Below are 12,368 nucleotides of genomic sequence, written 5' to 3' on the forward strand. Positions count from 1 at the left end.
GCCGTCGACCGGGCGGCGGAGAGGAGTCGGGGGAAGTATCTTTTGCTGCTGAACAGCGATGCGCGTCTCGAGCCCGATGCTCTCGAACGCGCCGTGCAATGGATGGAAGCCAATCCGCAATGCGGCGTAGCCGGAGCGCAGCTGCGAAACGAGGACGGGAGTCCGCAGAACTCGATCGCGAACTTTCCAAACCTGTGGACCGAGCTCGGCAACAAGGCGCTCTTGCGCCGTCTCTTTCCCGAGCGCTTTCCCGGTAAGGAACGCCCCACGGATCGTCCGAGGACGGTCGATTCCGTGATCGGAGCTTTCTTTCTCACTCGCGCGGATCTATGGAAGCGGCTGCGGGGAATGGACGAGGGCTTCTTTTTCTTTCTGGAGGAAACGGACTTCTGCTATCGAGCAAGGCAAGCAGGTTTTCTCGTCCATCACCTTCCCGATGTCCATGTCTGGCACGGGAAAGGCCGGAGCGCCGCTTCCGCGCCTGCAGAAGCCCGGATCGAATATTGGCGATCCAGGTATCGCTACTTCGCCCTCCATGCGCCGCGAGGAGAGGAGATTTGCCTGCGCATCGCCCTCCCGCTCCGTCTCGTCTGCGAATTGGCCGGAGATCTCTTGCTCTTTCCCTTTTTCCGAGGTCAACCCCGTTATCGGGAGAGAATGAAGACCCGATGGGCGCTCTTGCGCTGGCACTTGGCGGGGAAACCGGACCGAATGGGGCTGCCTCGTGACTGAACTTCCCGCCATCCTCCAAGTCGATTCTCTGCTGAGCGGAGGAGGGACAGACGTACAGGCGATCCTCCTGGCGGCTGGGCTTCGGCGGTTGGGCTGCTCGGTCGCTCTCGCCGGTCCTCCGGCGGGCTCCTTGGCTCCCGAGGTCGAAAAACGGGGCATCCGGCTCCTTCCCTTGCCCGGCGACAAGGCCCGCCTCGTGTTCGCTCTCGCTTCGTGGATCCGGCGGGGCGGGTTCTCCGTCGTCCATGCGCATCACGGCCGGGACTATTGGCCCACCATCCTGGCCGCCCGCCTCGCCGGCGGCAGAAAGATCGTCGTCTTGCTCACCCGCCACATGGCAAAAAGCCCGAGTTCTTGGTTGAGCCGAAGATTTCTGCTCCATGCCTCCGATGGAGTGATCGCCGTCTCTCAATTCGTCCATCGGGTGCTGACGGAGGGCGTCTATGAACCAGAGGCGAGCGACCCGGAGCGCCGCACTCGACCACCGGTCCGAGGGGACTTCTCCAAGATCCACCGGATCCCTCCCGGGATCGAGGTAGAGCGCTTCCTCCCCATCGAAGGGACGCCGGAGAGGCCCTCCTGGGGTTTCCGGCCCGACCATCGGGTCTTCGCCCTGGTCGGAGGCTGCTCTTTTCCTCACGGCAAAGGACAGGAGGCATTCCTGGAAGCGGCCGCGATCGTGCACGGACGTCTACCGCAGACCCGTTTCCTCCTCTTGGGGAGCGGCACTATGGAGCGCTATCTTGCGGAAAAGGTGCGAGCCCTGGGTCTTCCAGGGCAAGCCCTCCTTCTTTCCCGATGCGACCGAATGCCGGAATTCCTCAATTCGATCGACTGCCTGGTACGACCCGGCGTAGGAACCGAGGCCTTGGGACTCGTGATCTTGGAAGCCCTCGCATGCGGCAAGCCGGTGATCGCAGGAGCAATCGATGGAATTCCCGAAGCCTTTGTCTCCAACCGGGCGGGCAAGCTCTTGGATTGCTCCACGCCGATCGCTCTTGCCTCGGCCATGGAGGAGATCGCGCGAAGGGAGCGCCCGACCCTCTCCGAACGTTTCGCTCTCCACAGTCAAGTAGCCGAACGCTTTTCGTCAGAGATCCTAGCCGAACGCACCTTGGCGCTCTACCGCCGTCTGCTCGCTGGAATGCTTCCGGCGACGATCCACCGCGAGCCCGAGGAATCCCAAAGTTACTGAGAAATGGCTTCGTCGGCCAAGAGCCAGAGGGTGATCGTCTGGTTATGGTGGCCGATCGTTCCGGCGACCGTAGTTCCGGTTTCCCCATAGGTCGACGCGCCGACGACCGCAACCTGCTCGCCCAACTCCTCCCGAATAGCTCGGACCTCATCGGCTCCGGAGCCTAAGGAGAGAGCCTGCTGATGGCAAAGAATGCAATTGAAGGCGACAACCGCGGCCACTCGTTTCGGATACCCGGCGTCAGCCACCGCCCGTCGGACGGCGATCCGCACCGACTCGACGCGGCTCTGCGCATCGGCCTCCAACAAGGTCAATCCGCTCCCCTCGGGAATGGCGGAAAAGAAGATGAGGGAGCCGTCCTCCAGAATCGCCGCCGGACTGCGCACCTGCCAATAGTTGGCGGTGACCTCGATGAGGCCCATCGGATTGCTGCTGAATCGACTCTTGGCCTCCTCCCAACTGGAGGCACCGACCAGTTCGGCATAGACGTCGACCGCCGGGCGATGGTTGAGGGTCTTGACCACCCTTCCCGAGCTCTCCGTAACGAAGGCCCCCTTGGCCCCTACCGGCCGAAAAGCGTTGGCCATGCCGACCCCGTTCTTCAGGGTCGTCGCGATGCCCAAGAGAGAGAGGGAACCCTTGTCGGTCATCCCGTCCCCGTGGGCGTAGGTTTCCGTGACCCTCTCCAAATAGAGCCGATCGGCGGCCGTTCCTCCCACGACACGGGCTCCCCGACCCACCGCATGGGCGATTCCCCGCAAGACGGCCTCCTCCGTACCGACGCTCGAATGCGCCACGAGCAGCGTGAAGGGATTGGCCTGGAGCATTTCGGAGGCGCGCTTGCCCGTAAAGCCGATATAGAGCAGCTCCGGGCTGAAGTCGACTCCGTCGAAGCTCCTTCGTGTCAGCTCCCGAGCTCTCTCTTCCGGAGCATCGTCGATCTTGCCCAGGATGACGCACGGTGCCAGCACATCCCCCCGCTGCTCGATCGCTAAGAGCAGAATTCCCTCTGTCGAAAGGTCCCCCTGCTCCCCGTTGAAATGCCCGGCGCAGGAAAAGCCCCAGGAATGACCGCCCAGAGCGGTTCGGATTTCCCGAGCGATCCCTGCCTGATCGAGCGAGCTTGCGGCAAAAACGAGCGTCAAGATGGGCGTTTTCACCCCTTGCCGCTGCAACTTTTCCAGCGCTTCTCCGACATCCGCTCCATAGGCCCCGGTCGCGCGAACAAAACGCGTTCCGTCTCCCTGTTCGTTCACGGCTTGCTCCTCTCCTTTCTTATTTTCGCTAAAGAAGGCACGAACGGCACTGCCCCATCGGCTACCGTGAAAAAGACGGCAAACCAAGGGCGAAGGCAGCTTTGTCCTACCGAAAGCCAACCGGGAAGCGCTCTTGCGCTCCCTACGATTCCCCCGGGTTCTCGGAACCGAGGAAGACGTCCTTTCGATGTCGAGCCACTCCCTTTGGGAAGCTCGAGGTATCGTGCGCGCGCACCGACTTTGCAAGACGCAATCTCATCTCCCGAGCGCATATCCCAGGCCGATCACCACGTTGTTGCTCAGCATATGGCCCGCCACGACATCCCCGGACGGATAGGAATACGAGACCGATCCCGTCCAGCCGAAGAACGATTCGAAGCGAAACGACCAGCGCGCGTTGATATGATAACGCATCCCGACGTCGACGAGCAAGACGGGCACGACGGCAACGGAAGACGATTCGCTCTGGCTCTCCGATGTGAGAAAGCCGGCCCCGGCTCCGAACCCCACAATCGGCTCCCACGCCCCCATGCGATATCCCACCGTACCGAAGATCACGGTAAAGCCTCCGTTTACGCCGTTGGCTTGACCGCGATTGCCGATCTGGGTGGAGATCCTCCCGGTATTGTAGGCTCCCGTCAGCTCCAACGTGAAGCTGAAATGGCCCGTCCGCCGAGGGTCATACCAGTAGTATCCGCCCGTCGGCGAAAGGATGACCGTGGGTCCCTCCTCGGAGTGAACCGGCTCTCCGGAGGAGGGGAGGAATCCGGAGGGAAAGCGATTCCACTGCGGTCCTACGAATCCGGCGACAAACCATGAATCTCCTTGGTCGCCTTGCGGTGCCCTTGCCGTTGCTCCCTGAGTCAGGATTACCCCTTCCCCACCTTCTCCGCTCCAGCCGAAGGAATCGGGCTGACCGGCAATGAGGAAAGCGGCCACCAAGAACGCGGAAAAGCGACCGCCCTTCCGCACTGCTCGGAAACGATGCTCCGTTCGCATGTCACCTCCGGAGCATTCCCCGGGCCATCTAGATTTCCCGCGCTGGACCCTCAGGTCGTCACCGACCGAGTCCAATGCCCATTCTCACGGCGTCGGAATCGCAGACACTCCCTGTCTGGAGAAAAGACGCTTTCCGGCGCTGGGACCTCTCACCGATCAGAAGCGACGTGCTCTTTCCCCTGCGTCTCCGATAAGAAAAGCCGGGCCGCCTCTCGAATCGCCCGGGCAAGATCGGCCTTGGGCTCAACAAATCGAGGCCGGAACCAAGGAAAGAGGCCGACCAAGTCATGGAAGACCAAGATCTGCCCATCGCATCCCGTACCCGAGCCGATCCCGATCGTCGGAATTCGAAGGTTTTGGGTGATTTCCGCTGCCAACCCGGCGTCGGCTGCTTCAATGACGACGCTGAATGCTCCCGCCCCTTCCACGGCCAGCGCATCCGAGAGAATGCTTTCCCTCTCCTCCGGGGAGCGACCGACTTTGCGAAACCGCCGACCGGCGCTCTGAGGTAAAAGACCGATATGAGCCATCACGGGAATCCCCGCTTTGACAAGCTCCCGAATCGTCGCGCTCTCCTCTACCCCACCCTCCAGCTTCACCGCTTCGGCTCCCGCCTCGACCAGGAGCTTCCCGGTGACGAGGGCTTCCTCCGGAGTGCGATAGGTTCCGAACGGAAAATCGGCGACGACCAGAGCACGGGGCTTCGCCCTCGCCACAGCGCAAAGGTGGGAAAGCAGCTCGTCGAGCCGCAAGGAAAGCGTGTCGGGGTATCCCAAGACGACCATCGCAAGAGAATCTCCGACAAGGAGAACGGGAACCCCGGCTTCATCTAGTAGCCGCGCCGTCGGGAAATCGTAGGCCGTGAGCGCCGCAATCTTCTCTCCGACCTCTTTTCTCGTTCGAACCCATTCAGGGGTGATCTTTGATAAGTTCGTCATAGAGCTCCTGGATCGTGCGAGAGGCTCCCGGCAGGCGAAGTTCCGGCCGGATTTCCGCAAGCGGTCCCAGCACGAAAAACCGGCTCGTGAGCCGCGGATGGGGTAAGATCAGCTCGGAGGTATTTCTCACGAGGTTCCCGCAGTAGAGGAGATCTAGGTCGATCGGCCGAGGCGAGTTTCGCAGCCTCTTGCCCGGAGGCAATCGACCCGATTTCCCCTCGAAGGCGAGCAGAGCAGCAAGAAGATCCTCCGGAGATCGGTTCCAGTCGATTTCGGCAACCGCGTTCAAAAATTGGCCGGAGCCGGGAGGGCAATCGACCGGATCGCTCCTCCAAACCGAGGAGCGGAGGAAATCGCCGTTTGCCGATAGTTCCTGGAGAAAGGAAAAAGCCTGCTGTATCCGAGTTTCTCTCTCACCTAGGTTGGAACCCAAGGCAATGCCCGCACGCACGATATCCACCATGCCTCACATCGCGACGCCTTCCGAAAAAAATGTCCTTCTTCGGCTCTTCGGCAACCTCGAGGCTGCCTTCCCCTCCCGAAGAGGCCGACCCAGCATGCAGGTGCAGGCATCCCCTTGTTCTCCGCCACCCTTCCGCAGAATGTGGCCGCTTCTTCCGGGTTTGCTTTCTTTTTTCGGCCTTCTCCGGCAGGATAGCGGAAAAAACCGTCTGCTGGGAGCCTCCGAACCATGGGAATCCTACCAACCCCAAGCACGACAGTTCCAAGATGAAAGAGATCGAATCCATCGTTCACGCTAGCGCAAGGGAGCTCGCAGAGACGCTGCGCGCGGCGCAAGAGACCTTTTCCATTCTGGAGCGAGCGGCCTCCCTTTGCGTAGAGTGCCTGCGGGAAGGAAAGACGATCTTTACGGCGGGGAACGGCGGCAGCGCGGCGGACGCCCTTCACCTTGCCGAAGAGCTTGTCGGCCGCTATCGCTCCGATCGCGATCCGCTTCCCGCGGTTTCGCTCTGCGCCGACCCGACAACCCTTACCTGCATCGCCAACGACTTCGGATTTCCGGAAGTTTTCTCTCGGCAATTGGCCGCCCTTTCCCGGCCCGGAGACCTCTTCGTCTGCTTTTCCACCAGCGGCGCCTCCGCCAACATCCTTTCCGCGCTCCGCTTGGCGAAGAGCCGCGCAGTCCGCTCGGTTGCCTTCCTCGGGAGAGACGGCGGCCCGGCCGTCCAGGCGGCGGACCTCGCCTGGATTGTGCCCAGCCAATCGACTGCGCGGATCCAAGAACTCCACACCTGGGGCCTGCATGTCATCCTCGAGTGCGTCGAGAGGACGGCGGGCAAGCAAACCTCGTTCGGATCGTAGCGGAAAATCGCCCGGCACTCAACGACGAGCGTTTGACTCCGGAGTCGGGAGTCTCTTTTGTGGCTGGGGTCGGAATCGAACCGACGACACGCGGATTTTCAGTCCGCTGCTCTACCGACTGAGCTACCCAGCCCTTATAGTGCCGACTCTCGCGAGCAAAGGCTGCATTCTCTCGCGAAACAGGGGAAAGTCAACGCTGCGCCGACGAGGGAGTGATTACGCGTTCCGAGGGCTCCCCAGAAAGCCCGAGATCGTGGCAAACTCAAAGCCTCGTTCCAAAAGACCATCCAATACTCGGCCCACCACTTCGGCGGTCTGGAGATGGAGATCGTGCATGAGCACGATCGACCCAGGCCGACTCTGGGTCAATACCGTTTCCAAGATCCGCTCCGTTCCCGGTCGCGCCCAATCGCGCGTGTCGACGCTCCAGAAGACCACCCCGAGACTCTCTTGGGCGGCGATGGAAGCCTGGGCCGGCCGGAAAGATCCGTACGGAGGCCTCATCCAAGACGGTCGGAAACCCGTCGCCTGCTCGATGGTTACTTGCGTCCTTTGGAGCTGCTCCTGGACTTGCTGGGCCAGTAGTCGGCCCAACTGCGGATGCGTATAGGAGTGATTCCCGATCTCATGCCCTTCCTCACGAACGCGACGAGCCAGAGACGGTGCCGCCGCAACTCTTTGCCCGATCATGAAAAAGGTCGCGGAGAGCTGTCGCTCTCGAAGAGCCGCTAGTACCTTTTCGGTCACCCCGGGAGTCGGTCCGTCGTCAAAGGTGACGGCAAGCCTGCGACCCAACCCGGGCCCATGGTGCACGAAATGGACACCCGCTTCTCCCTGTCTGGCTACGGGCGCTGCGCGCCGGATCGTCTCCGCGCCCGGCTCAGTCGAGCCCGCCGCTGTTTGCGCCGCCCAACTCAAGGACGGAGCGGCCAGGCTCGCCCCCAAAAGGCCTAGCTTCTGTAAGAAAACGCGTCGAGAAAGGTCCATAGATGTAATTTCGCGCGACGAGGATAATCCGCCTCCGCGGTTCTTGGCAATCCCGCTCGAATTCTTGTCGTAGCGCAATAGAAATGTCCCGCCTCGATTCCGAAATTATGATGTCTGTGGATACCGCATGGCGATTTGCCACTGAACAGGCCGCTTCCGTGAGGGGGGAGAAGGAGGGTCGAGCACTATCCGACGATCCGGGGTGACGCGATGGACCGAGTGGATCCGTCCGGCTCCGACTCCGATCTCCTCCGGATTCCGAAGACCTCTTTTTGGGCGCGTTTGGCCAACTTCTCCAGCTCCTCCCGAAATCTACTCCCGGACCTCCGGGCTCTGCCGCCGGTGCAGTCCCATCAAAAACCCATGCCTCTGCCTCCAGTGGAAGCCAAAGTTGGCCCTGATCACCATCCCCGCCCCCCCACGAAGGCTACCCGGGGAGCAGCCCGATGCCCTTCTCCAAATCCTCCGCTAGCAATCTACGCCGTCTCTGAATCCTTGAGGTTGCCTCGAAAGACAGGGTGGGCAATGGGTCAGCCTCCCGGTATGACGACTCCCAGCAAACTCTGCCTATTGCCGTCCCTCTAGTCCCGACTCCAGCCGAATGGAGCCACCTTCTCAGGGCCTTCCCCTGCAAAGTAGGAAGAGGTCCAATCGTAGAAGACCATCCCGCCCGGGCTTGAGCCAAAAGAGATCTCGAAATCGGGCAAAGAGCCCCTCTTCGATCCTCTCCGCCCTTTTCAGGCAGCACGCCCGAGCGTCCGGTATGAGACGGCCAAAGGAAGCGGAAATAGACGCAAAGCCAACCGTTTCCCTTCCAGGCCATCCGAATCCGTGCTCTCTGCCAATCGGGATCGAAGCGGTCTCCAGCCATTGGGCCAACGAATGCTCGCTTTCCGAAAAAATCAACCGATTGGAGACAAGAACCAATGCTCGTTTCGCAAGGGCGTTAGGCTCAATGGGAACGTCGCCCGTTGGCCAACATCTGCCGCTGTCGCTGTCAGGGGGACCAGCAGATCCGATTCGGAGTGAGAATGGAACCAACCGCAGGGGAAAAATATGGGAATAGGGGATCTTCAGAAGCTTCCTTGTCCGTGCAACGCCTCTTCCCTTCCCATTATCCGGAGCCGCCTCGCGCAGAACCATGCCCAGGGAAGCCGAAACAAGGCCGATCACGAATCTCATCCGTCCGCACCGTAGCCGTCCTGATATTTCGCCAACAGAACGCCCCGTCTTTCCGCCTCTTGCCGAACCAGATCGGGGATGAACTTACCGACGACAAGGGCGAGTGCTTTCGATGGAACGGATGGGAAAAGCCTCCCGATCTCGGACGGCTCGGTTCTCGTTGCCGCCTGTGAGGCCTTGAGAAAAAGCTGGGCCCGCTTTTCGGCCCTCTCCACGTCAGCCTTATGAACGGTTCTGGAAACCTCCACCGCCACACAAACCATTGCCCCGGTTTCTCGATCCTTCCCAACAACCAACGCGTCCGCCTCGCCTAGTTCCTCGCCTTCCTTTTCGCTGAAAGCCCCCAAATCTAAGGCGAGATCAATGATGCCGTTTACAAGATCCCTGTCGACTGCACGCACTCTCCTCACCTTGCTGCGCAAGTAATTGCCGAGTTTCTTTGTCGCGTCCAACTCCATTGATTTCCCGCTGAGCTCATCCAAATCCAACTCAATGCGGCGTAGTCTCTTCTCCGTCGCGTCCTTGAAGACCAACATGGAACTCCGAAACTCCTCCATGGAACTCCGAAACTCCTCCATGGAACTCCGAAACTCCTCCATGGAGCGCTGGAAAGCTCGAGTGGATTCGATGAATGCCTTGAGAGTGGCATTCGTCTCCCGAATCGCCTCCCAGATGTGCTCTTGCTCTTCCTTGCGTTCCCGCTCCACCTTCTCAAATTTATCCGGCAGTGCGAGAAGCTCTTCTGTGAGGATTTCGCGACGGATCGCATCCTTCCACTCCGGATGCTCTCGGAGCGCGGCGAGGAGTTCGTCGCTGGAGTGAATGGGAATGCTCATAGCGCAACTTTATCTTCTGAGATCGGAGAGGGCAACGGCCTTACCGATCGTTATCGAAGGCATGTCAAACTGACCTCCTGCATCTTCCAGACCAGCCATCCTTCTTCTTGGCCGTAGCCCTTCACTCCCCAATCTCCTGAACTCTCCAGATTCCGACACCCAAGCGGCCACTTCACTTGTTCACGACATTCTCCGACTCGAGCCTTGCCCGCCAAAACCGGCCTTGGTAGGTTTCACGGCACAATCGAGCGCGGCGGAGAACGAGGAAGCTGACGCGACCTTGGGGAGAAAAGGGAGCAAACGGTGCCACAGCAAGGAAACACAAGCGGCCTAGCGGGAATCACGGCGGGGGAAACGGCTTTAAGCACGGTGGGGAAGGAAGGCCTCGACCTGACCTATCGAGGGTATTCCATCCGCGATTTAGCCGAAGGCGCCTCCTTCGAAGAAGTTGTTTACCTCTTGCTCTACGGCATTCTGCCTTCCCGGACGGAGCTCGATCGGTATAAAAATCTGCTCCTTTCCCTGCGAGACTTACCGGCGGCCCTTAAAACGGTGCTTGAGCAGCTCCCCCCCACGGCGAACCCTGTGGATGTCCTGCGCACGGGCTGCTCCGCCTTGGGTACCATGGAGCCGGAAGGGGAAGACCGAGACGCACATGCAATCGCCAATCGCCTCATTGCGAGCTTCCCTTCGATGCTCCTCTATTGGTTTCACTTCCACCGCAGCGGCAAACGGATCGAGACGCGGGCGGAGGCGCATCCGACGGTAGCGGATCAGTTTCTTTTCCTTCTGCGAGGGGAAGCTCCATCGAGCTTGCATGTCCGCGCGCTCGACGCGGCGCTCGTCCTCCACGCCGAACACGAGTTCAACGCCTCGACCTTCACCTGCCGTGTCATCGTTTCCACCCTCTCCGACTTTTATTCGGCCATCACCGGCGGAATCGGAGCCCTGCGCGGCCCCTTGCATGGAGGAGCCGATGAGGGAGCCATGCGACTTTTGGAACGATTTTCGACCCCAGAGGAAGCGGAGGCCGGTATCCGGGGGATGCTCGAGAAAAAAGAGAAGATCATGGGGTTCGGCCACCGCGTCTACAAGAAAGGCGATCCTCGGGCTCCGATCATCAAGAGCCTGGCAAAGCAGCTCGCCGCGGAAGCGGGCGATCGCACGCTCTTTCCGATCGCGGAACGAATCGAAGAGATGCTTCTTTCCGAGAAGGGACTCTATCCTAATCTCGACTTCTACAGCGCCGTGGCCTACCACTTCCTCGGGATCCCGACCTTTCTCTTCACCCCGCTCTTCGTCATTTCCCGGGCCTCCGGATGGGCGGCCCATATTTTGGAACAGCGGGCGAACAACCGCCTCATCCGACCGATCGCCACCTATATCGGTCCGGCTCCTCGGCCATTCCCGAAACTGGACGAGAGGTGATCGCGGGGGTTGCCGGAGCCGTTTTTCTTTCCGGTCGAAAGCGCTCTCCATCGCCTCGCTCGCACCCGTCATGCTAGACTCGCTCTCGGATTCCCTGTCGGTGGGAGAGCATGGAGGTTAATCCGTTCTGGCCGTCGTTCGCCGTCGATCCGCGCAAGACCGAATCAGGTTGGTCCCCCCTTATCTCCGAATTTCTCCAAAGAGCTTCCGACGAGTTCGAAGATCGCTTCCCGAGATCCGGAAGTTCCTGGCCGTCCGCGAAGGAGCGGCAACGATCCCAACCTCTCTTTCTTCTCGGCTCCCGTTCCTCCGGTGGAGGGATTACCACCGCGATCGGAACTCTCTTCCGACTGTTGGAGGGGAAGGCTCTGCCGGTCTACATCCGGCCCTTCCGCAATCCTTCGGCTCCGTGGAAGGCCCTTCTCCGAGCGTTCGGAGAGCAACTCATCCTCCCCGATCGTCCGCGCGCGCTCCATCCGTGGCCGGAGGAACCAAGCCGAATTCGAGTATTCGCTAACGACATTCTGGGAGCTCTCGCCTCCCGGCTCGTAAATTTAGGGCGGATCCGGGATTCTCGGCTGCGCTCGGCCGTCCGCTTCTTTCGCCGTCATCCGACCAAGGTCCTGCTCGAGGGCCTGGTTCCGGAATGGGCCCAATGGCTCCGCCAAGATTTCGCACGCATCGTCCCCGCCGCCGAAGAGCTGCTTTCGCAGCTCGGGCTATGGGAGGAGGATCTCCAAAACTGGCTTTGGGCAATTCATGGCTTAGCCGTCCGAATCGAAGATCGAGTCGTCCAGGAAGCATGTCGCCGCTGGATTTTTGGTGAGCCCGTCGATTGGGCGCAGGCGATCCGGGCCAATTTGACGGTGGCACCTCGGGAAGAGGCGGCCGAGCCCCCCGAAGACGAGAATGGGCTTTCCCGGCGGCGGATCGAGGATCTTCTCCGACTCAGCCGCCTTTCCAAGCCGTTCCTGCTCGCCTTCGACAATGCGGATGCCTGGGGGGTCGAGCGGCCTTTGGCCGAATCGGCCGGCCGGCTCCTCGAGACCCTGTGCGAAAGTCCGCCAACCTTCCTCTTGCTGGGTGCCCACCTCGGCCGCTGGGAAAGCTCCGTTCTCCCTTTTTGGTCCGAGAAGCAGAGAGGCCTTCTCTCGCCGCCACTTTTGCTCCGCGAGATCGAAACATCGGAAGCCGCCACCTTCCTGAAAGAACGAATCACGCGGTTTTCCGGCTCGCGGGTGAGGCTTCGACCGGATTGGATCGAAGGCGTCTATCAAGGAGCGAATTCTCTGCCGGCTCGCACGCTCCTCCTCTGCTGTGCGGTTCAGTGGAACCGGGAGCGCTCGGTGGATCAGCAACCCTCCTCGATCGCGACCCGGTCGTTCCTGGACGCGAAGCTCCAGTGGGAAATGTTCGGCCCCAACCTCCCCTATCGCTGGATCGTCGAATGGGCTCTGCTGCCGCCGGAACCGCCTGCCGATTTCGGCTGGGG

At 60.8% G+C, this 12,368-nt stretch carries 11 protein-coding genes and 1 tRNA gene; 5 read left to right on the plus strand and 7 right to left on the minus strand.

Translation table 11 applies throughout. The features are described 5' to 3' along the window. A partial coding sequence (locus tag FN369_RS05255; RefSeq protein WP_142525146.1) for a glycosyltransferase occupies positions 1–732 on the plus strand: 732 nt, incomplete at its 5' end. Next, entirely contained in the window at positions 725–1,927 is a 1,203-nt protein-coding gene (locus FN369_RS05260) for a glycosyltransferase family 4 protein (RefSeq protein ID WP_142525147.1), read from the plus strand. The genes FN369_RS05255 and FN369_RS05260, both read left to right, overlap by 8 nt. Here the strand turns inward: FN369_RS05260 and FN369_RS05265 are convergent. The 4 genes from FN369_RS05265 to folK form a co-directional block, all read right to left on the minus strand. Beyond that, positions 1,921–3,183 (minus strand): FIST signal transduction protein, encoded by a 1,263-nt coding sequence (locus FN369_RS05265; protein WP_142525148.1) that lies wholly within the window; start codon positions 3,181–3,183, stop codon positions 1,921–1,923. The two genes, FN369_RS05260 and FN369_RS05265, sit on opposite strands and share 7 nt — an antisense overlap. 255 nt (positions 3,184–3,438) lie before the next feature. Then, positions 3,439–4,182, minus strand: coding sequence for a hypothetical protein (locus FN369_RS05270; RefSeq protein ID WP_142525149.1), 744 nt, complete (start codon positions 4,180–4,182; stop codon positions 3,439–3,441). Positions 4,183–4,331: 149 nt separating this feature from the next. Further along, positions 4,332–5,120, minus strand: coding sequence for a 3-methyl-2-oxobutanoate hydroxymethyltransferase (panB, locus tag FN369_RS05275; protein ID WP_142525150.1), 789 nt, complete (start codon positions 5,118–5,120; stop codon positions 4,332–4,334). Continuing rightward, positions 5,092–5,583, minus strand: coding sequence for a 2-amino-4-hydroxy-6-hydroxymethyldihydropteridine diphosphokinase (gene folK / locus FN369_RS05280; RefSeq protein WP_142525151.1), 492 nt, complete (start codon positions 5,581–5,583; stop codon positions 5,092–5,094). The genes panB and folK overlap by 29 nt, the downstream gene beginning before the upstream one ends. Positions 5,584–5,849: 266 nt before the next feature. Between folK and FN369_RS05285 the strand changes: the two genes are divergently transcribed. After that, positions 5,850–6,443 (plus strand): D-sedoheptulose-7-phosphate isomerase, encoded by a 594-nt coding sequence (locus FN369_RS05285; RefSeq protein ID WP_142525152.1) that lies wholly within the window; start codon positions 5,850–5,852, stop codon positions 6,441–6,443. A gap of 60 nt (positions 6,444–6,503) precedes the next feature. On the opposite strand, the gene FN369_RS05290 is transcribed toward FN369_RS05285, so the two are convergent. The 3 genes from FN369_RS05290 to FN369_RS05300 all read right to left on the minus strand — a co-directional run bounded on the left by FN369_RS05290 (position 6,504) and on the right by FN369_RS05300 (position 9,448). Further along, positions 6,504–6,576 (minus strand) — tRNA-Phe (locus FN369_RS05290). Between the two features lie 83 nt (positions 6,577–6,659). Next, complete coding sequence (locus FN369_RS05295; RefSeq protein WP_142525153.1) at positions 6,660–7,430, minus strand: polysaccharide deacetylase family protein; 771 nt, start codon at positions 7,428–7,430, stop codon at positions 6,660–6,662. 1,178 nt (positions 7,431–8,608) lie between these two features. Beyond that, a complete protein-coding gene (locus tag FN369_RS05300; RefSeq protein WP_142525154.1) occupies positions 8,609–9,448 on the minus strand; it encodes a hypothetical protein in 840 nt (279 codons plus the stop codon). 303 nt (positions 9,449–9,751) lie between these two features. Between FN369_RS05300 and FN369_RS05305 the strand changes: the two genes are divergently transcribed. Both FN369_RS05305 and FN369_RS05310 read left to right on the plus strand, forming a co-directional pair. Further along, positions 9,752–10,876 carry a citrate/2-methylcitrate synthase gene (locus FN369_RS05305; RefSeq protein WP_142525155.1) on the plus strand — a complete coding sequence of 375 codons (1,125 nt, stop codon included), beginning with the start codon at positions 9,752–9,754 and terminating at the stop codon, positions 10,874–10,876. Between the two features lie 110 nt (positions 10,877–10,986). Further along, positions 10,987–12,368: hypothetical protein (locus FN369_RS05310; RefSeq protein WP_142525156.1), on the plus strand; the 1,382-nt coding region annotated here is incomplete at its 3' end.

Origin of the sequence: Methylacidimicrobium cyclopophantes (genome assembly GCF_902143385.2) — a bacterium.
Taxonomy (GTDB): domain Bacteria; phylum Verrucomicrobiota; class Verrucomicrobiia; order Methylacidiphilales; family Methylacidiphilaceae; genus Methylacidimicrobium; species Methylacidimicrobium cyclopophantes.

Coding starts and splice junctions, on each gene's coding strand:
- FN369_RS05285 (WP_142525152.1), top strand. CDS start 5,850: ATGAAAGAGATCGAATCCATCGTTCACGCTAGCGCAAGGGAGCTCGCA.
- FN369_RS05300 (WP_142525154.1), bottom strand. CDS start 9,448: ATGAGCATTCCCATTCACTCCAGCGACGAACTCCTCGCCGCGCTCCGA.
- panB (WP_142525150.1), bottom strand. CDS start 5,120: ATGACGAACTTATCAAAGATCACCCCTGAATGGGTTCGAACGAGAAAA.
- FN369_RS05270 (WP_142525149.1), bottom strand. CDS start 4,182: ATGCGAACGGAGCATCGTTTCCGAGCAGTGCGGAAGGGCGGTCGCTTT.
- FN369_RS05295 (WP_142525153.1), bottom strand. CDS start 7,430: ATGGACCTTTCTCGACGCGTTTTCTTACAGAAGCTAGGCCTTTTGGGG.
- folK (WP_142525151.1), bottom strand. CDS start 5,583: ATGGTGGATATCGTGCGTGCGGGCATTGCCTTGGGTTCCAACCTAGGT.